This window comes from Clostridium sp. YIM B02506 (assembly GCF_022324845.1).
Classification (GTDB): domain Bacteria; phylum Bacillota; class Clostridia; order Clostridiales; family Clostridiaceae; genus Clostridium_T; species Clostridium_T intestinale.
In genome coordinates, this window is the sequence record NZ_JAKGTG010000014.1 from 1 (window position 1) to 20,478 (window position 20,478).

A 20,478-nucleotide genomic window follows, 5' to 3' on the forward strand; every position below is an offset into this window, starting at 1 on the left:
AATTCTTCTTTTCTTGAATTCTTCTTTTCTTGAATTCTTCTTTTCTTGAATTCTTCTTTTCTTGAATTCTTCTATAAAAATACAGACGGCTCCTGCCGAGCCGCTGTATTTTTATAGGGATTTGTTTTTATCTATAATTTATTTCTTTAACTTCATTGATATCTTTCATTTATTTAAAATTTTAGGTTTTAAAATATAAAAGGTATTGCTTAAAATAATTCTTTAAAATTATTTTGCAATACCTTTTTCTTAAAATTTATTTAATACTATGATGTTGCTGGTACTTCAGATTTTTTTGTTTTAATCTGTACAGTTTCGCCTTTTTTAGCTTTAGTTTTACTTAAATTTTCAACAATATCACCATTTTTATTATCAGTAGTTGGGTTTATACCTTTTGATTCCATATAATCAGCTGCTTCTTGAACAGTTTTTCCAATAAGGAATCCTAGTTCAATGTCAGGATTATCATCTTTATATCTTCCTATAGTAAGAGTTATAGTAGAGCCTGCATCCGCAGTATTACCTTCTTTTACACTAGAATCTATAACTTTTCCATCCTTATTCTTATCTGTGGTTTCAGCTTCCTTAGAATCTCCATTTAACCCTACAGCATTAAGTGCACTTATTGCATCCTGTTTTGATAAGCCTAATAACTTCGGAACCGTAACAGGTTTCTTTCCTTGACTTACATATAAAGTAACTTTTGTATCTTCTGTTATCTCCGTATCTCCCTTTGGATCTTGTTTTATTACTTTACCTTTTTCTACACTGTCAGAATATTCTCTATTAACTGCAACTTCTAAACCCGCATTACCTAAAAAGGCAATTGCTTGATTTTCGTCTAATCCAGTTACATCTTGAAGTTTTTTCTTTGTTTCTTTACCACTTACATAAACTCTTATAGTTTCACCTTTTTTAACAGTATCACCTTCATTTTTGTTAGCTTTAACTACTGTTCCTGCTGGTTCAGTACTTTTTTCTTCTCCAGCTACTAGCATTTCAAGTCCCATATCTTTAAGAGTTTTTTCAGCATCATCTTGTTTTAGCCCTATTACCTTAGGCATTTTAAGATCTTCAGCCTTTTTATTATTTGTTGTAAGAAAATATGTTGTAATAGCTGCTCCAGCTAAAATAAGCACAGCTACAAGGGCTAATATAATTCCTAACTTAGTTTTATTTTTCTTTTTCTTTGAGTCATCCTCTTCCTCGTCCCAGTCATCTTCATCTTCTTCCCAATCATCATTACTTTTAGAAGTTGAGTTTTTTACAGCCGCAACATTTGCTGGGTTAACTGATGGCATGACTCTTGTAAAATCATCCTCTGTAACAGGTACTGTACCTATTATAGCATTAGGATCATTTTTTATTTTGTCTAAATCTACTATCATTTCTTTGGCAGATTGGTATCTTTTTATCTGTTCTTTTTCCATCGCCTTTAATATAAGCTTATTTAAAGACTCAGGTACTGCTGAGTTTATATTCTTAGGAGGTACAACCTCTTCTTGTATATGCTTTAAGGCCACAGAAACAGGTGAATCAGCATCAAATGGAACTCTTCCAGTTACCATTTCATATATAACCACACCTAAAGAATATAAATCAGTTCTGCTATCTATATAGTTCCCCTTAGCTTGTTCTGGAGAAAAGTAATGAGCTGACCCTATTACATTTGATGTATTAGTAATAGTTGAAGAGTTAGTTGATTTTGCTATTCCAAAATCAGTAACTTTTAAACTTCCTTCTTCAGTAACTAATATATTTTGAGGTTTAATATCTCTATGAATGATGTTATTTTTATGTGCACAATCTAAAGCTTTAGCTATTTGAGTAGAAAAATTCAAAGCTAAATCATATGGAATTCTACCTTTTTCTCTTATTAGTTCTTTTAAGGTTTTCCCCTTAACATATTCCATTACTATATAATTATAATCATCTTGAGAACCTACATCTAAAACATTAACTATATAAGGGTCATTTAAGTTAGCAATTGCTGTTGCTTCCTTTTTAAATTTATCTACTATATCCTCATTGTCTATAAACTCATGCTTTAATATCTTTACTGCAATAAAACGATTTAGCTTTTTATCTCTAGCTTTATAAACTAAAGACATTCCACCCTCTCCTATTTTCTCTTGCAGTTCATATCTGTCTCCTAATATAATATTCTCCATATTATAACTCTCCTCCAAACACTAAAACTGTAATATTATCTCTGCCTTCTCTCTCATTTGCTAGTGTAACTAGCTGTTTAGCCGCCTCTTCATTATCATAGTTATTTAGAATATCTTCTATCTCATCATTAGTTACTTCATTTAATAATCCATCTGAGCACAGTAAATACTTGTTCTTCATTACCTTAGGTAATTTAAAGATATCTACCATAACCTCTTCATAAGCTCCAACTGCCCTTGTTATTATATTCTTCCTTGGGTGAGTTGATGCCTCTTCTTCTGTTATACTTCCACTATCAAGGAGTTCTTGTACTAGCGAGTGATCCTTTGTAACCTTAATAAGCTTATGATCTTCTAGCATAAAGCAAGCACTATCACCAACATTAGCTACGTATAAATTTGATTCTGTTATTAAACATGCTGCTATAGTTGTTCCCATACCTTTAAACTCTTCATCTTTATTTGAAACGCTAAAGACTTTTTTGTTTGATGCTTTAATTGCATTTTCTAATATACAATCTTCTTTAAAGGTATCCCAATTATCCTTAATATACTCCAAAATGATTTCAGTAGCTAGCTTACTTGCTATTTCGCCAGCATTATGTCCACCCATGCCGTCTGCTACTATAAAAAGTTTATACTCGTCTGTTTCATGGTAGTCAGCATAGTCTTCATTGACTGGTCGCCTTTTCCCGACATCGCTAATTAATCCAATCATGAGAATTCCCCCTCATTTTAATTACTAATCTCCAGATAACTTCTTCGTAATTGACCGCATGCAGCATTTATATCAGCTCCCATCTCTCTCCTTACAGTAGCCTCTACACCATATTTCCTTAAAGTTTTCTCAAATATGTCTATGTCTTCTTTTGTTGATTTTCTGTACTCTTTTTCTTTAATCTCATTTACAGGAATAAGATTAACATGACAAAGTTTTCCCTTTAACAAGTTTCCTAAAGCTTTTGCATCTTCTTTGGAGTCATTGATTCCTTTAACTAAAGAATACTCAAAGGTTATTCTTCTGTTAGTCTTTTTTATGTAATATTCACAAGCTTCCATAATCTCACTTATGGAATACTTATTTGCTATAGGCATTATCTCTTTTCTTTTTTCATCTGAAAATGCATGTAAAGAAATCGCCAAAGTAACATTTAATCCTTTATCTGCAAGTTCATATATTTTAGGTACTATCCCACAAGTGGAAAGAGTTATATGTCTTTGCCCAATATTTAGCCCATATTCAGCATTAACTATTTCTAGAAACTTCATAACATTATCATAATTGTCTAAAGGTTCGCCACTTCCCATTAGTACTATGTTAGAAATTCTTTCTTTCATTAGATTTTGAGCTAGTAAAACCTGTCCAAGCATTTCTCCTGGTGTAAGGTTTCTTATTCTTCCATCTATTGTTGATGCACAAAATTTACATCCCATTCTACAACCTACTTGTGTTGAAATACATATGGTGTTTCCATGGTTATATTTCATAATAACACATTCAATAAGATTGTTATCTTTTAGTGAAACTAAAAGCTTTTTTGTACCATCGCTTGAAGATGTATATTCTTCAACTACTTTAGGTAGAGATAAATCAAAACTCTCTTTTAACTTACTTTTCAATGGACTTGGGATGTTTTTCATATGTTCAAAATCATAAACCTCTTTATATATCCATTGAAATATTTGTTTTGCTCTAAAAGAATTTTCTCCTATTTTAACTAATTCCTCTTTAAACTCTTCTAGATTAAAATCTAATAGGTATTTCATTTTTACACCTACCTTTTCTTAAGCTTAGCCATATAGAATCCATCCATGAATTCATTAGGTAATATTGTTAAAGTTCCATCTTCATTATAAATAAAATTAGGTAAATTCCCAATAAATATCTTTTCAACTTCACAGTTTTCATGTTTTCTTAAGAATTCTTTAACATTATATTCATTTTCTTCTTTATTTAATGTACATGTGGAATAAACCATTACTCCACCAGACTTTAAGTAACTCCAAGCATTTTCCATTATATCTATCTGGATATCTCTTATATCTTTTAAGTCTTTTATTGTTTTTTGATATTTAATTTCTGGTTTTTTTCTAATAATTCCAAGCCCTGAGCAAGGAACATCTAATAGTATTCTATCTGCTGTATTAACTAAGTCCTCATTTAACTTAGTAGCATCCTGCTGTCTAGCATCAATTATACTTATTCCTAATCTCTTAGCATTTTCTCTAATTAAGGAAAGCTTATTTTTATGAATATCAAAGGATAAAACCTTTCCTTTATTATTTAATAGTTCTGCGATATGGGTAGACTTCCCCCCTGGTGCAGCGCATAAATCCATAACTGTCATATTTTCTTCTAAATCTAGAAGTGGAGATACAAGCATTGCACTTTCATCTTGAACTATTAACTTTCCTTCTTTAAAAAATTCATTATTTTCTATAGAACTACCTCGATCTATTGATATAGCTTCTGGTGATGCATACCCTTCACTTACCTTGTAGCCCTTTTCTTTTAGACTATCAAAAACTTCTTGATAATCCCCTTTTAAATTATTAACTCTAACGGTTAACTTAGGTGTCATATTAAGCCCTATTAGGATTTCTTCTGCTTTTTCATTTCCAAATTGACTTATAAAGAAATCTACCATCCATAAAGGAAATGAGTATTTAAAGGCAAGTTTTGAGTTCAATTTCTTAAACTCTGGCTCTTTATCTAGGTTTCTTATAAAATTCCTAAGCACTCCGTTTACAAACTTAGAGGTAGAAAGAGAAAATTTCTTTGCTATTCCTACTGCTTCATTAACTGCCGCATATTCTGGAACTTTATCTAAGTATTTTAGCTGATAGATAGAAGATCTTAAAATATTTATAACTCTTCTATCTATCTTATTAACATCTTTTACATACAAGGATATTATGCTGTCTATTGATTCTTTATACTTAATTGTTCCATAAACAATTTCTGTAATAAAGCCTCTATCTTTTTGTTCTAGTGAAGCATCCTTGAAAGCATTATTCAAAGCTAAGTTTGAATATGCTCCTTTATTTAGCACTTCATCTAATACCTTTAGTGCAATTTTTCTACTATTCATTTTTACCTCAATCATCCGATCTATTTGCTATATATAAAAGTCTTACTAGTTGCATAATAGCTGTAGCTGCTGCTGCAACATAAGTCATAGCTGCTGCTTTTAAAACTTTTCTTGCCCCATTAACTTCATCACCTATTAATATACCTCTAGTATCTAATAAAGTTATAGCTCTTTTAGAAGCATCAAACTCTACAGGTAGAGTTACTAATTGAAATATTACTACTCCAAGGAAAAATATTATTCCTAAGTATATTAAATTAGTCATAGAGAAGAAAATCCCTATAAGTATTAATATCCAAGAAAAGTAGTTACCAAAGTTAGCAACTGGAACAATAGCATTTCTAAATAATAGTGGAGCGTACTTTTCGTTATGTTGAATAGCATGCCCTACTTCATGAGCTGCAACACCTATAGATGCTACAGATGTGTTTCCATAAACATCTCCTGATAATCTTAACACTCTAGCTCTAGGGTCATAATGATCGGATAAAGAGCCTGGAACCTGCTCTATTCTTACATCAAAAAGCCCAGCAGCATCTAATAAACTTCTAGCAACGTCAGCACCAGTTAGCCCGTTAAAGCTTCTTACCCTTTTATACTTTTGAAATGTTGATGTTACCATTCCTTGTGCCCAAAGAGAAAGTATTATTGCTGGTAACAAAATAATCATTGTTGGATCAAACCAATACATAAATATCACCTCTTATTTTCCTATTATAATATTTTTCTCAATCTCATTTCCATTTAAATATTGACTTATGTCTAGTGGCTTTCCATTAGGGAATTGAACTCTTTTTATAAGAAGTATTCCTTTTCCACAAGAAACCTTTATTCCATCTTTAGTTACATCTATTATCTTACCTATATCTTCTGTAGTTTTATCTTCATCTATTACTTCACTTTTAAAGATTTTCATATTTTGTTCATTATAAGTTGTATATGCTATAGGCCATGGATTTAGTCCTCTAATCATGTTATGAATTTCTAAAGCAGTTTTATTCCAATCTATTTTAGCAATTTCCTTATTTAACATAGATGCATAGGAACTTAAACTACCATCTTGCTTCATAGGAATAATTTCATTATTAGTATAACCTTTAATTGTATCTAATAATAGTCCTGCTCCTCTATCCATTAAAATATCATGAAGTTCACCAGATGTCATATAAGGTGTTATTTCAACCTCATCTTTTAACAACATATCTCCTGTATCTAATCCCACATCCATAAGCATTGTTGTATTTCCTGAAGTTTTTTCTCCATTTATAACTGCCCAGTTTATAGGAGCAGCACCTCTAAACTTAGGTAATATAGATGCATGAAGATTTATACAAGCATATTTAGGTATATCTAGTATTTCCTTTGTTAATATCTGACCATAAGCTACTACAATTATGTAGTCTGGAGCAATATCTTTAAGTGCTTTTATATGTTCTTCATTATTTTTTATTTTCTCTGGTTGATATACTTTAATAGAATGTTTTAAAGCCTCTTCTTTAACTGGGGAAAAGGAAAGTTTTTTTCCCCTTCCTTTTGGTTTATCAGGTTGAGTGAAAACTGCCTCAACCTGATGATTTTCTATTAAAGCTTTTAGAGAAGGCACCGCAAAGTCTGGTGTTCCCATAAAAACTATTTTCATCTATTTCCCTCCTACTTACTTTTAATTTTATCTGTAAATAATATACCATCTAAATGGTCATTTTCATGGCATATAGCACGTGCTAACAGCCCTTCTGCTTCTAAAGTGAATTCCTCACCTTTTTCATTTAGAGCTTTAACTTTTATTTTTTCTGGTCTCTCAACTTCATCCTGCTCATTTGGAATAGATAAACATCCTTCAATATCACATACAGCACCTTCTGTACTTAATATTTCTGGATTTATAAAAACTAATGGACCTTCTCCTATATCTATAACAAACAACCTTTTTAGTATACCTACTTGCGGTGCTGCTAGCCCAATTCCATTTGCAGCATACATGGTTTCAAACATATCTTTAATTAATGTAGTTATTCTATTATTAACTTCATCAATTTTTCTACTTTTTTTTCTTAATAGTTCATCTCCGACTATCCTTATGATTCTTTTAGCCATAATTTCCTCCTATATTAAACTGTTTGGGTTTATATCAATAGATACTCTTATTTCATTATATACATTAGAGTAGATTTCATAAACCCTATCTTTGATAAATTTACATGTTTCCTCAGGCAAATCACCTTTTAATACTATCTGCCATCTATAGTTCTCTTTTATTTTTGATATTATAGAAGAACAAGGCCCAAGCATTTCTAAATCATATTCTTCTAGAGTTTTATTAAGATGATTCCCAAGTTCTTTCATGAAGTTTTTTAATAGCTCCTCATTTTTTGATGAACAATGGATAAGAAATATCTTTCCAAAAGGAGGGTAATTAAAATCTTTCCTCATTACTATTTCTTCCTTAAACAAGGCTTCATAGTCATTATTCATTGAGTGAATAATTGAATAATGTTCAGGAGTATAAGTCTGTACTATAACTTCCCCTTCTTTATCTCCTCTACCCGCTCGTCCTCCCACTTGAGTTATAAGCTGAAAAGTTCTTTCAGCCGATCTATAATCAGGAAGGTTTAAGGACATATCAGCGGCTATTACACCAACTAAAGTAACATTAGGAAAATCTAAACCTTTTGTTATCATCTGAGTTCCTATTAAAATGTCTGCTTCTCCATTTTTAAAGGAATTATATATCTTTTCATAAGAATTTTTATTTCTAGTAGTGTCAACATCCATCCTCAAAACTCTTGATTTAGGGAAAAGCCTCTTTATTTCACCTTCAATCTTTTCAGTGCCTGCGCCAAAATATTTAATATACTTACTACCGCATTTAGGGCAGTTATTATCTATCTTTTTAGCAGTTCCACAGTAATGACATATTAGGTATCCATTATTATGATAGGTCATAGATATGTCACAATGATGACATTTATACACATACCCGCATTGCCTACAAGACACGAAAGTCGAATGTCCTCTTCTATTTAAAAAAATAATACTTTGATTTTTATCCTTAAGATTTAAAGATATTTTTTCATATAATTCCCTAGAAAACATGCTTTTATTATTGTTTTTAAGTTCCTGTCTCATATCTATAATCTTCATCTTAGGCATTTTTTTACTTGCAACTCTATTTTTAAGTTCAATTAATTTATATTTGTCAGTTAAACCATAATAATAACTTTCTACAGAAGGTGTTGCAGATGCAAAAACTACCTTACATTCACTTATCTCACTAAGATATTCAGCTACTTCTCTTGTATGATATTTAGGGTTCTGTTCGGATTTATACGTTCCCTCATGTTCTTCATCAACAACAATAAGTCCTAAATTTTTAAAAGGAAGAAATATTGCACTTCTTGCTCCTACAACTAGTTTAACTTTTCCTTCAGATACCCTGTGCCACTCATCAAATCTTTCTCCTTGAGATAATTTGGAGTGAAATACTGCTACCGAATTCCCAAATCTTCCTTTAAATCTTTCTATCATTTGAGGGGTCAATGAAATTTCTGGAACCAATATCAAGGTGCTTTTTTCTTCTTCAAGCATCTTTTTAGCTAATCTCATATATACTTCTGTTTTTCCGCTTCCAGTTACCCCTTTTAGTAAAAATAACTTTTCTTTTGAAAAAACTATATTATTAAATGCATTTTGCTGCTCTTCATTTAACTCAAAAGTATCATAAAAGTCATATTCTCTATTATCTAATCTATTGACTTTTTCATCTAATTTAATAAGATATTCTTCAGATATCAGTTTATTAATCATATACGAAGAGTAATTAAAGTCATTTATTAACTGACTTTTCATATACTTCCCATTATTTATTTTTATAAAATCTACTATTTTTATGTATTCATCTTTAGATTCTAATTTGCCATCAAGTTCTTTATTAAAGCATATAACTTCTTTCTTTTTTTCTTTTACCCCTCTCATTATTCCTGTAGGGATAAGAAGCCTTATACTTTCTATTTTTTTACATAGATATCTATTAACCAGAAATTCAAATAGTAGAAGACTTTCGTTTTTTAGTATAGGTTCTTTATCTAAAATATTTATTAAAGACTTAATATTATTAAATCCACTTTCATTATTCTCCTGAATACCTATAACAAAACCTTCATAAAACCTATTTCCCATGCCAAAAGGAACTAGAACTCTATGTCCTAGCTTTATATCATTAACAAACTTTTCTGGAATTTTATATGTAAATAACTTATCTACACTAACTGCATCATTATTTATAACAACTTGAGCAAACAACTTCATCACCCTTTATAAAAAAACTCCCTATGGTTACATAGAGAGCTTAAATATTTACTAACCCTTAATTTTTATAATTTCATCAAATAGTTTCTTTGCTACTTCCAGTTTAGTCATCTTATCAAGTACAGTTTTCTCTCCTGTTTTTGAAATAAATATAACTTTATTATCATCAGATCCAAATCCAGTTTCTTTAGCTGTAATATCATTTCCAACTATTAAATCTAGATTTTTTTTTATTAATTTTCTTGTAGCATTTTCTTCTAAGTTATTACTTTCAGCTGCAAAGCCTACTAATATTTGCGAAGTTTTCTTTTCACCTAGAATACTAAGTATATCACTATCTCTAGTAAATTCCAAGTTTAAATTCCCTTCACCTTTTTTAATTTTCTGCTCTGAATAGGTTAAAGTTTTATAATCTGCAACAGCTGCTGACTTAATAACTATGTCAGTTTTATCAAAATATTTTAAAACTTCATTTTTCATTTCTTCATTAGTAGAAATCTTTATAGTCTTTACTCCATATGGCGGCTTTATATTAGTAGGTCCAGAAATTAAAGTAACTTCTGCGCCTCTATTTCTTGCTTCCTCAGCTATAGCATAACCCATTTTTCCAGTACTTCTATTTGTAATAAATCTTACTGGATCTATTGGTGATATAGTTGGTCCAGCTGTTATTAACACCTTTTTACCTTCTAAATCGCTAGTTTTATATAAAGTTTTTAAAACAAACTCATAAATATCTTCAACATCTGCAAGTTTTCCAGATCCCACATCCCCGCAAGCAAGCCTACCGGAAGCAGGTTCAATAAATTCATATCCAAAACTTTTTAGTTTTTCAATATTATTTTGCACAATAGGATTTTCATACATATTTGTATTCATAGCAGGCGCAAAAACTACTGGTGCTTTTGTGGCCATAATTGTAGTTGATAACATATCATCTGCAATTCCATTTGCTACCTTTCCTATTATATTTGCTGTAGCAGGTAATACAAGCATTAGATCTGCTTTTTTAGCTAAAGATATATGTTGAATTTCCCAAGCCTTAGGCTCATCAAACATATCTGTAGTAACCATATTTTGACTTAAAGATTGAAAACTTAGTGGGGTTACAAATTTTTGTGCTGATTCAGTCATTATTACTCTAACTTCAATATCTTTTTTTCTTAACCTAGATATTACTTCAAGGGCCTTATATACTGCTACCCCTCCTGAAACTCCAATAACCACACATTTATTATTCATTTTTATTTATAACCTTCTTTTATTTGTTCAAAACTTATTGTACCTTCATTAACTTCGTTAATAGCAATAGTTAGTGATTTTTTAGAATCAACCTTAATAGTTGGTTCTTGACCGTCTATTAATTGTCTAGCTCTTTTTGAAGTAACAATAACAAGTGAATATCTATTATCTACCTTTTTCAATAAATCTACTATTGATGGATTAATCATAGAGTTGCTCATGGATTACGCCCTCCTTAGAATCTAATATATTTTCTTTTATTCTGTCTACTCTACATTTTTCAGCAGTAAGTATTGCTTCAATCTTTTTAACTGCTTCTTCTACTTGGTCATTAACTACTGCATAATTATATTTTGATACATAATTAATCTCTTGATACGCAGATTTAAATCTAGTCATAAGAGATTCTGTAGTTTCACTACCTCTTTTTATTATTCTTTGTTTTAATTCTTCCATAGATGGAGGAAGAATAAACACAAAAATACCTTCTTTTGAGTTTTCTTTTACTTTAAGTGCTCCTTGAATATCAATTTCTAATATAACATTTTTACCACTTAAAAGCATTTCTTCAACTTTAGATTTTGGAGTACCATAAAAGTTACCATAAACTTCAGCATACTCTAAAAAATCATCAGCTTCAATTTTTTTCATAAATTCAGATCTATCTATAAAGTAATAATTAACTCCATCTATTTCTCCATCTCTAGGATTACGTGTAGTTGCAGAAACAGATATGTATAAATCATCATTTTTATCTAATAATTCCTTACATATAGTACCTTTTCCAGCTCCTGACGGTCCAGAAATTACTATTAACAAACCTCTAGTAACCTCTGTCATTATTCATCAACCTCATCTACAACCTCATCCTTAGCTGATAATCTATGAGCCACTGTTTCTGGTTGTACAGCTGATAATATAACGTGATCTGAATCAGTAATTATAACTGCTCTCGTTCTTCTTCCGTATGTAGCATCTATTAACATACCCCTATCTCTTGCCTCTTGTATGATTCTTTTGATTGGGGCAGATTCTGGGCTAACTATAGCAACTAATCTATTAGCAGAAACTATGTTTCCAAACCCAATATTAATTAATTTAATACTCATTTCTTTCCTCCTAGTTACTCAATGTTTTGAGTCTGCTCTCTTATTTTCTCTATTATATTTTTTATATTAATAACTATGTTAGTTATTTCAATATCAGATGATTTTGAAGCTATAGTATTTGCTTCTCTATTCATTTCTTGAATTATGAAGTCTAGTTTTCTTCCAATAGGTTCACTTAAATCAAATGTTTCAACCACTTGATTTATGTGGGAATATAGTCTAGTTATTTCCTCATCAATAGATGCCTTGTCAGCAAAGATAGCTATTTCCATCGCTATTCTACTATCGTCAATATCAACTATGTTCTTTAGCTCTTTAAGTCTATCTTGCAATTTTATCTTATAACTTTCAACAATAGTACCTGATTTATCTTCTACTCTCTTAACTAGTTCTTTTATTTCTCTAGTTTTTAAGATAATATCTTCCTTTAGCTTAGCTCCTTCTTTTTCCCTCATATCTACCATCATAGTAACAGCATCATGAAGTAGAGGTTCAAGACATCTCCATAGTTCTTCTATGTTTTCTTCTTTTTCTTCAACCATTATAACATCTGGAAATCTAGCAATTAATGAAACAGATATATCATTTTTTACATCGTATCTATTTTCTATCTCTAATAAGGATTTAAAATAGCTATCAGCTAAACTTTCATTAAATTTAGTAACTTGATCTCCTTTATGATAATTTTTTAAATTTACGAATAAATCAATTTTACCTCTATTTAAACTCTGAGATAATATTCTTCTTATTCTATCTTCAAAACTTATCATAGACTTAGGCATCCTGATATTTATATCTAAATATCTGTGATTTACACTTTTCATTTCTAGAGTAAATATTTTATCGCTACCTTCAGCGCTAGTGGATCTACCAAATCCAGTCATGCTTCTTGCCATTTTTTATCCCCCTTAAGAGTTTGTTTATTAAGCTATATAAAGATAATATACCCTTATGACACCTTAGGTCAATGGTTTGTTAACAGAAAGTTTACAATTAAATTCGTAAAAAATTGACCATCACAAAATGTAATGGCCAATCAAATAACTTACTAAGTATTATACTGCAGTAAAATAATGAAGTGTTAATTTTATTACAAATATTATAGCAAGTACTATCATAACTGGTGAAACTTTTTTCTTATCTTCTTTTTTAGAAAATAAATTCACTAAAACATTTATAAATACATAAGCTAAAACACCTATAGTTAAACCATCACCTATGCTGTAAGTCATTGGCATTAAAGCAATAGTTAAAAATGCTGGTATTCCTTCTGATAAGTCATCAAACTCTATTTCCTTAACTGCTCCCATCATTAAAAATCCAACATAAATTAGTGCTGGCGCAGTAGCAGCAGATGGTATAGCTATAAATAATGGTGAGAAGAACATAGCAATTAAGAATAATACTCCTGTTACTATAGAAGTATATCCAGTTCTTCCGCCTTCACTGATTCCAGTTGAGCTTTCAACATATGTTGTTACTGTAGATGTACCAACTAAAGCTCCTGCTGTAGTACCTATAGCATCCACTAATAAAGCTCTTCCTGCATTAGGTAAGTTTCCATCTTTATCCAACATCTTAGCTCTTGATGCAACACCAACTAAAGTTCCAACTGTATCAAAAAAGTCTACAAATAAAAATGTAAATACTATAACAACAAAGTTTAAAATGTTGTTTGGATTCATCATGTAGCCAAAGTCAACTTTACCAGCTATTGGTGCAATTGATTCAAACTTAAAGATACCTTGTGGCAAGAATATGTTAAATGCAGCGGCACCTTCTGGATTAATTAATGCATATCCCCATGCAACCACTGTAGAAACTACTATTCCTAGAAGCATTGCTCCTTTAATATTTTTCTTTTGTATAATAACGATAGCTAATAATCCTATACAGGTAACAACAACTGAAGGTGTTGTAAAACTTCCCATTCCAACTAATGTAGAGTCATTTTTCACAACAATGCCACTACCAGTAAAACCTATAAATGCTATAAATAATCCAATACCAGCAGTAACTGCATGTTTTAGATTAGTTGGTATACCATTTACAACTGCTTCTCTTACTTTAAATAAAGATAAAAATATAAAAATAATTCCTTCAACAAAAACGGCTGTTAATGCTATTTCCCAAGATATTCCCATTGTAATACATACTGAAAAAGCAAAATAAGCATTTAACCCCATACCTGGTGCTAAAGCAAAAGGTAAATTTGCATATAATCCCATAAAAATAGTTGTTACACCAGCAGTTAAACAAGTTGCTGTAACTAATGCTCCTACAGGCATTCCTGTTGCACTTAAAATAGATGGGTTAACAGCTATTATGTAAGCCATTGTTAAAAATGTTGTAATTCCAGCTATTATTTCTTTTTTGAAATCAACATTCTTATTTGTAAAAATAGGAAGAAACTTTTCCTTTAAAGTCAATTTTTCCATTATTAATCCCCTTTTCTTAATATATTGTGTTTCCACACATAATATGACAAATTAGTCTATTTAATTTGTGTGAGAAACAAAATCAACGAATATTATTATATATCAATTAGTTTAAATTAGTCAATACTCAAATTTTAGCCACTTCGCTTAAGCTTAATATTCGCACTTTTTAATTAATGTCGAATTATATATAGACAAATTAAGTTTTTATTATGAAATTTTAAAATTAATCTTTTGAAAAAAATAAAAAGACTACTAAGTTAATTCTTGCAGTCTCTCAAAATCATTTTAGACAATTAATGTTTGTTATAATATGTATACACTCATCCTTTGGCACAGGTTTACTAAAATAATACCCTTGCCCAAAATCACATTGATTATTCTTCAAAAAATCTAACTGTTCTTTTGTCTCTATTCCCTCAGCTACAATTTTTAACTTTAAATCCTTTATAAGATTTATTACAGACTCTACAACTATTTTATCTTGATCACTTGAAAAAATATTATTTATAAACTCTTTATCAAGCTTTACCATATTCATAGGTAACTTTTTTAGATATGTTAATGAGGAATATCCTGTCCCAAAATCATCAAGAGATAATTGTAATCCCATAGACCTCATTTTTCTAAGTACTTTTATAGCTTCTTCTAAATTAGTCATTATTGCCGTTTCTGTAATCTCTAATTTTATACTTTTACTATCTATTTTATATAAATCTAGCAGCTCAGCTATATAATCTACTATATCATCATTTATTAGTAATTTTCCTGATATATTTATTCCTATAACTAAACCACTTACTCCATTTTCTCTCCACTCTTTTATTTGCTCAAAAGCTGACTTTAATACCCACCTACTTATTGGGTCTATATATCCTATCTCTTCAGATAAAGGTATAAAATTCATGGGAGATATAAAACCCTTATTCGGTTTATACCATCTTATTAAGGCTTCAAAACCATAAACGGTATTGTCTTCTAATCTTATTATAGGCTGATAATACAACATAAATTCATCCTTACCAATAGCATGTTTCATTTCATTAATTAAATTAATTTTTTCCAAAATTCTTTTTTCCATATCATGATTATAAAAAGTATATCCATTTTTACTTCTACGCTTTACTTCAAACATAGCTGTATTAGCATTTTTAAGAAGTTCATTAAAGTCACTTCCATGGTCTTTATAGATAGCTATTCCTACGCTATAGGAAATAAAAAACTCTTGACCCTCCAGTTTCCAAGGTCTTCTGAGTATATTTAAAAGCTCTTCTATTTTATAAACAACATCAACATTCTTTTCAATATTGGTAAAAAGAATTGTGAATTCATCTCCACCAAACCTAGATGCAAAATCCTCTTCTTTAACTTGATATTTCAATATATTTGATATATATATTATAAGCTTATCTCCTAAGGTGTATCCTAAAGTATTATTTATGTTTTTAAAATCATCAATATCTATATATACCAAAGCAAACTTGTTGTTTTTTATATTTTTATTATCTATTAACTCATTAACTGTAAGTTTAAAAAAAGCACTATTAGGTAGATTACTTAAGGTATCATAATAAGCTAATTTATCTAATTTTCTATTACTATTATTCAGTTCAACAAAAGCTTTCTCTAATAACAATATTTTTTTAGCAATTAAAATATAAATTACGCACATAGTAATTAAGACATATATCCACCCTTTATATGTTTGTATTGCCCAATAAACTCTATTATCTTTTGCCAGTTTTTCTAATAAGAAGTCTGATGTTTTAATCCAGAATACTCCTAATATTAAATAAACTAATGCTATTTTCAAGGCTTCTTTTCTTGGGTTTATTCCAGCTCCTAAGTCTTTATATTTTTTTACTTTTCTTAAGTTAAATGAATTTTTAAACATTTCGTCACCTATTCAGAATTAAATCTTTACGTTATGAACCAAATTATTATATTTATTTAACGCTTCATTTAAAAGATTACTAGCATAAATTACTTCTTCATCTATTAAATTATTTTCCTTTATCTCTATTAAATGCTCAAGTCTTTCTCTTAATATATCTATATGAATAGATATAATTTCTTCTTTTTTCACTTTAAACACCTCCTAAATATAATTTTATCCATAATTGAATTAAATACTCACATATATTAAATTATAAAAAAATAGACTAAAAGTACTTTTTTTATAGTACTCTTAGTCTATTTATATAGGTAAATGTTTTCATTAGGATGCTGAATTTATTAAACTTGCATTTAATTTTTCTTGTAATAAATCTTTAGCTACAATAATTAGTTTTATATCTTCTCCTTCTTTAAAAATAAAATCAAATCCCAAATCTCTTATATTATTTCTTAATTCTTTAAATTCTTTACTTGGATACTTATCAAGTATTTTTAATCTATATGTTAACACCTTTCTCTTTAAATGTTCTACTATATCAACCATATAAAACGTAATGTTCATTTTTAAATTAATATTTTCATGAAACACATTATATATACTTATTTTATCTATTATGTTTTGTAATACTTCCATAATATTATTACTATCATATAATTCTATAAATATTTTCTTAAGTTCAGAATAACATAAAGGATTATGAGAGTATTTATTGTTCATAAAAACAACCTCTAAATTTTCTTTACTCTCTTCATAATAACTACTTAATCCAGAATTGCAAAATATTTTCTCCCAAATCCCTGCTGTAGGTACCAGTATATCCCCTGTTGATAATATATCAGCTATTTTTGAAATTGCTATTGTACTTAGATTATCCATAAATAACACCTCCAAAATTAATTAGTTTATTCACCTTAACAAGTTAATTATACCATATTATGTATATAAAAAAATAGCCCCTAAGGGCTAAGAAGGTATCTTTATTTTACCATATTAATTTTAGTATAAAATCCAGTATATGCTAGCCATAGCCTCATCCGTTGTTCTATAGTTATCAATTTATCAAGCTCTTCACTTATAATTAAAACTCTATAATCATTAATCCCAAATATCTCTATAGCTTTATTTAGTTCAAATCTTTTTTTTTCTATTAAAAGAAGTATTCTTCCCATGTTTTCCTCCTAAGTTTTTACTATAAACTTATTTATAGGTTTAATACTTATATACATTCTCACTACTATATTATTCATCTCTTTAATATTTGAACATTATTTATGTCAATTATAATAATATTTTTATAAAGAACTAAAATTCCATAGTTTAAGGGAGGATATCCTCCCCAATTATTCATCTTTTTTAAATTGTTTAACCAATTGATTAGCATAAACAGCTGCACCAACTACTAATATCCCTTGTACAAATCCTTGTACACTAAATCCTATTAAAGCAATTGCACCAGCTATTCCTATTGGCAATAATATCAAAGGTATATATTTATCTTGTATCTTTTCAGTTCCCTTAAATATCATTCCTAAGACATATAATGCAGGCACTAAAATAAGTGCATTATCTGTAATTAAACTTACAAAATCCATATTAGACTCACCCCTTACATCTTAAAGTGAAAAGTTTATAATAAGGTATATTCTTTAGTAAAAAAATTTCCTTAATAATTATATATTCAAGTTTAATTAATTTGTTGCTTAAAATTGAACTCAATTCTATATTTAACATATTAAATATATACTAATACTATAAGCCTTATTATTAGTTAGAGGAGTGTCTATAATTGGAAGATAAAGATTTACTTGAATTGCTAGATAAGATCTATTCTGAATTAGATTTTGGTTATAAAACAATTAGTGAAGATATAGATAATTTAAAAGATGATCAGTCTAATAATACTAAATTATTAAAAAATTTGGATCCAAAAATAAAACAACTTATTAAAGTAAAAGAAAAATTTAAAAAGCAATTAGATGAGTTAAATGATAAAATTGAGGCTCTTTCAAATCCCTCAAAAAGCAAAAAAAAATAGTATAAATTTATATATTTCGACTAAACTATAGATGTATCATCTTCCTAAAAGTAATTTTACTAATTGGCATGTATTTCGTTTCAAAGCATTGGTATCCTCTCGATACGCAAATATATAAATTACCCCTTTTGTAGAGTCATATTTGTTGAAGCTTAGGCTTCTTCAAATATGACTTTCTATAATAAAAAAGTCTAACAACTTAATATCTTATATAATATAATTTTTATAATATCCTGTTTCATTAAGAATAGAGTATACATTATTTTTATCAACTAATATTGGATTAGTTAGTATTGAAGGAACATTTATCTTTCCATTATTAACTGACTTATACGTGATTTTCTGTTCACCTTTTATTAATTTAATTGCGGCATTTATAGCAACCCAGGCTAATTCATTAGTATCTTTAAGTACTGTCATGGATTGAGTACCTTCAATAATCCTCCTAATTGCAGAAATGTCTGCATCCTGACCAGTTACAGCAACTTTTCCAGCCAAATTTTCTTCATCCAAGGCCCCTATTACAGCTCCTGCTATTGCATCGTTCGGAGCCAAGACAGCATCAATATTATTTTCATATTGAATTAAAGAATTTTTTACAATATTATAAGCGTAATCAGGACTCCATCTTTCTACCTTTTCTTGAGTGATAATTTTTATATTCCCTGTATAAACTAAGGGCATAATATACTCCATTGCCCCTTCTATAAAAACCTCTCCATTTGGTTCCCCTAATAAAATAATGTAGTTACCTCTAGGTACTTTTCCTATAAGATATTTACCTTGGAGTTCTCCTACTCTCATAAGGTTAAAGGAAACAAATAAATCTATATCACTATTCATTGCAAGTATATCATACGATATTACCTTAATACCTCTCTTTTTAGCCTTCTCAATGGCCTCTGGTTCTCCTTCTCCATTTATTGGACATATAATTAATACGTCCACCTCTTCTAATATTAATTTGTTAATTGCTTCAATTTGCTTATCCATTTCAAAATCGTTATACTCAAATATCAAACTTAGATCTCTTATCTTTCCTTCTTTCTCCATAGCAGATTTATCTCTTTTCCATCTTTCTTCTCGCTGATTAGGTAAAATAATACCAACACGTTCATTATCTCTATTTTCTTTTTTATTCATAAAATTACATTCTCTTAATTGTTCTATACCTAATTCTCTTAAATCTATATATTTAAATGAACCATTTAAGGTTTTTGAAATGAAACTTTTCATATTATTCCCCTGTTAATTATTATATATATAATTAAAATATTCTTTTAAGCCTTTTTAAGATACTTTTTATTTTTTCTTCACAACAAATTGACCACAAAACATATCTCTAAAAAAAGTTTATAAAATATAAAAAGACATCAAACCCTTTATTCATTCAGGTTTTGATGTCTTTTAGTTTTCTTAAAATATTAAAAAATCTATTAAATATTTAGCTTTTATATTTACCACCAAAAAGAGCTCCAGGTATTTTGTCCACATATTGCATCTACAGATAGCCCTCTACTACTTTGATAATTAATTAAGGCACTATGGGTTTTAGACCCAAAAACTCCATCCATTATTCCAACATCATACCCCTTCAATATCAATAGATGTTGTAATAAGTATACTGGAATCCCACTAGTTGTATAGTTATATCCTACATAGGTGCTTTTATAAACAGTATACCAAGTTCCTCTTAAATAAAATTCTATTCTATTTCCATTATCAAGAGCCCACGCATTATTAAGATATGTAGAGTTACTATTACTATACATCACTTCATTTAATTTATTTACAGAAGGGACATAAATAACGTCATCTAAATTAACCGTTTTACCTATTGATATACAGTTTTCTTCATGCATCTTACGAATATCTTCTGGTGCATTTATGTATGTATATTGAGTTAAATTCAGCCCAAGTTCAGAAGATTTTTCTGACTGATATTGTGAATCTAAAATGTTTTTATTGCTGTTTGTAGTTGTTGCAGCTAAAGCTGTTGTTCCTGATAAAATACTTAATACTAAAGTTATCGTACATGCTTTTTTTAAAATCATTGAACCACTCCTTATAAATATTAGTATACAAAATAAGTAATTCAATATTAATATTTAAATACCTTCTTTTTTCACTAAATATCATAATGTTTTTATTTCACATAGACTTATTAGTTTCATATATAAATAATGTGA

General features: G+C 29.1%; 22 protein-coding genes. 1 reads left to right on the top strand and 21 read right to left on the bottom strand.

Annotation, left to right across the window (positions count from 1 at the left end):
- Window positions 1-266: 266 nt before the first annotated feature.
- From pknB to L1S49_RS11865, 19 genes are all read right to left on the bottom strand, one after another.
- A complete protein-coding gene (gene pknB, locus L1S49_RS11775; protein WP_238904604.1) occupies window positions 267-2,171 on the bottom strand; it encodes a Stk1 family PASTA domain-containing Ser/Thr kinase in 1,905 nt (634 codons plus the stop codon).
- A 1-nt stretch (window position 2,172) separates the two neighbouring features.
- Entirely contained in the window at window positions 2,173-2,889 is a 717-nt protein-coding gene (locus L1S49_RS11780; protein ID WP_238904607.1) for a Stp1/IreP family PP2C-type Ser/Thr phosphatase, read from the bottom strand.
- Window positions 2,890-2,906: 17 nt separating this feature from the next.
- Window positions 2,907-3,938, bottom strand: a complete 1,032-nt coding sequence (rlmN, locus tag L1S49_RS11785; RefSeq protein ID WP_238904609.1) for a 23S rRNA (adenine(2503)-C(2))-methyltransferase RlmN — start codon at window positions 3,936-3,938, stop codon at window positions 2,907-2,909.
- Window positions 3,939-3,946: 8 nt separating this feature from the next.
- Window positions 3,947-5,263 (bottom strand): 16S rRNA (cytosine(967)-C(5))-methyltransferase RsmB, encoded by a 1,317-nt coding sequence (gene rsmB / locus L1S49_RS11790; RefSeq protein ID WP_238904611.1) that lies wholly within the window; start codon window positions 5,261-5,263, stop codon window positions 3,947-3,949.
- A gap of 7 nt (window positions 5,264-5,270) precedes the next feature.
- Window positions 5,271-5,954, bottom strand: coding sequence for a zinc metallopeptidase (locus L1S49_RS11795; RefSeq protein WP_073015942.1), 684 nt, complete (start codon window positions 5,952-5,954; stop codon window positions 5,271-5,273).
- 12 nt (window positions 5,955-5,966) lie between these two features.
- Window positions 5,967-6,902: a methionyl-tRNA formyltransferase gene (fmt, locus tag L1S49_RS11800; protein ID WP_238904612.1), complete on the bottom strand. Its 936-nt coding sequence runs from the start codon at window positions 6,900-6,902 to the stop codon at window positions 5,967-5,969.
- An 11-nt stretch (window positions 6,903-6,913) separates the two neighbouring features.
- The gene (def, locus tag L1S49_RS11805; RefSeq protein WP_021802156.1) at window positions 6,914-7,357 is read right to left on the bottom strand and encodes a peptide deformylase; all 444 of its coding nucleotides are present in this window, start codon (window positions 7,355-7,357) and stop codon (window positions 6,914-6,916) included.
- A gap of 9 nt (window positions 7,358-7,366) precedes the next feature.
- Window positions 7,367-9,568, bottom strand: a complete 2,202-nt coding sequence (gene priA / locus L1S49_RS11810) for a primosomal protein N' (RefSeq protein WP_238904615.1) — start codon at window positions 9,566-9,568, stop codon at window positions 7,367-7,369.
- Between the two features lie 51 nt (window positions 9,569-9,619).
- Complete coding sequence (gene coaBC, locus L1S49_RS11815; protein ID WP_238904619.1) at window positions 9,620-10,810, bottom strand: bifunctional phosphopantothenoylcysteine decarboxylase/phosphopantothenate--cysteine ligase CoaBC; 1,191 nt, start codon at window positions 10,808-10,810, stop codon at window positions 9,620-9,622.
- Between the two features lie 2 nt (window positions 10,811-10,812).
- The gene (gene rpoZ, locus L1S49_RS11820; protein ID WP_073015937.1) at window positions 10,813-11,031 is read right to left on the bottom strand and encodes a DNA-directed RNA polymerase subunit omega; all 219 of its coding nucleotides are present in this window, start codon (window positions 11,029-11,031) and stop codon (window positions 10,813-10,815) included.
- Window positions 11,012-11,650, bottom strand: a complete 639-nt coding sequence (gene gmk / locus L1S49_RS11825; protein ID WP_073015936.1) for a guanylate kinase — start codon at window positions 11,648-11,650, stop codon at window positions 11,012-11,014. The genes rpoZ and gmk overlap by 20 nt, the downstream gene beginning before the upstream one ends.
- Window positions 11,650-11,919, bottom strand: coding sequence for a DUF370 domain-containing protein (locus tag L1S49_RS11830; protein WP_021802161.1), 270 nt, complete (start codon window positions 11,917-11,919; stop codon window positions 11,650-11,652). Before L1S49_RS11830 ends, gmk begins: the two co-directional genes overlap by 1 nt.
- 14 nt (window positions 11,920-11,933) lie before the next feature.
- Window positions 11,934-12,815: a YicC/YloC family endoribonuclease gene (locus L1S49_RS11835; protein ID WP_238904622.1), complete on the bottom strand. Its 882-nt coding sequence runs from the start codon at window positions 12,813-12,815 to the stop codon at window positions 11,934-11,936.
- A gap of 159 nt (window positions 12,816-12,974) precedes the next feature.
- Complete coding sequence (locus tag L1S49_RS11840) at window positions 12,975-14,357, bottom strand: NCS2 family permease (RefSeq protein WP_238904624.1); 1,383 nt, start codon at window positions 14,355-14,357, stop codon at window positions 12,975-12,977.
- Window positions 14,358-14,640: 283 nt separating this feature from the next.
- The gene (locus L1S49_RS11845; RefSeq protein WP_238904626.1) at window positions 14,641-16,251 is read right to left on the bottom strand and encodes a bifunctional diguanylate cyclase/phosphodiesterase; all 1,611 of its coding nucleotides are present in this window, start codon (window positions 16,249-16,251) and stop codon (window positions 14,641-14,643) included.
- Window positions 16,252-16,269: 18 nt separating this feature from the next.
- Complete coding sequence (locus L1S49_RS11850; protein ID WP_021802165.1) at window positions 16,270-16,443, bottom strand: Spo0E family sporulation regulatory protein-aspartic acid phosphatase; 174 nt, start codon at window positions 16,441-16,443, stop codon at window positions 16,270-16,272.
- A 132-nt stretch (window positions 16,444-16,575) separates the two neighbouring features.
- Window positions 16,576-17,130, bottom strand: a complete 555-nt coding sequence (locus L1S49_RS11855) for a hypothetical protein (RefSeq protein WP_238904628.1) — start codon at window positions 17,128-17,130, stop codon at window positions 16,576-16,578.
- A 101-nt stretch (window positions 17,131-17,231) separates the two neighbouring features.
- The gene (locus L1S49_RS11860) at window positions 17,232-17,423 is read right to left on the bottom strand and encodes an aspartyl-phosphate phosphatase Spo0E family protein (RefSeq protein WP_021802167.1); all 192 of its coding nucleotides are present in this window, start codon (window positions 17,421-17,423) and stop codon (window positions 17,232-17,234) included.
- A 171-nt stretch (window positions 17,424-17,594) separates the two neighbouring features.
- A complete protein-coding gene (locus tag L1S49_RS11865) occupies window positions 17,595-17,846 on the bottom strand; it encodes a phage holin family protein (protein ID WP_073015931.1) in 252 nt (83 codons plus the stop codon).
- Between the two features lie 194 nt (window positions 17,847-18,040).
- Between L1S49_RS11865 and L1S49_RS11870 the strand changes: the two genes are divergently transcribed.
- Complete coding sequence (locus L1S49_RS11870) at window positions 18,041-18,289, top strand: hypothetical protein (protein ID WP_238904630.1); 249 nt, start codon at window positions 18,041-18,043, stop codon at window positions 18,287-18,289.
- A 207-nt stretch (window positions 18,290-18,496) separates the two neighbouring features.
- Here L1S49_RS11870 and L1S49_RS11875 read toward each other — a convergent pair whose 3' ends face one another.
- Together L1S49_RS11875 and L1S49_RS11880 are read right to left on the bottom strand one after the other, a co-directional pair.
- Entirely contained in the window at window positions 18,497-19,525 is a 1,029-nt protein-coding gene (locus L1S49_RS11875) for a substrate-binding domain-containing protein (RefSeq protein ID WP_238904632.1), read from the bottom strand.
- 221 nt (window positions 19,526-19,746) lie between these two features.
- Window positions 19,747-20,343, bottom strand: a complete 597-nt coding sequence (locus tag L1S49_RS11880; RefSeq protein WP_238904634.1) for a peptidoglycan-binding domain-containing protein — start codon at window positions 20,341-20,343, stop codon at window positions 19,747-19,749.
- Between the last annotated feature and the right edge of the window lie 135 nt (window positions 20,344-20,478).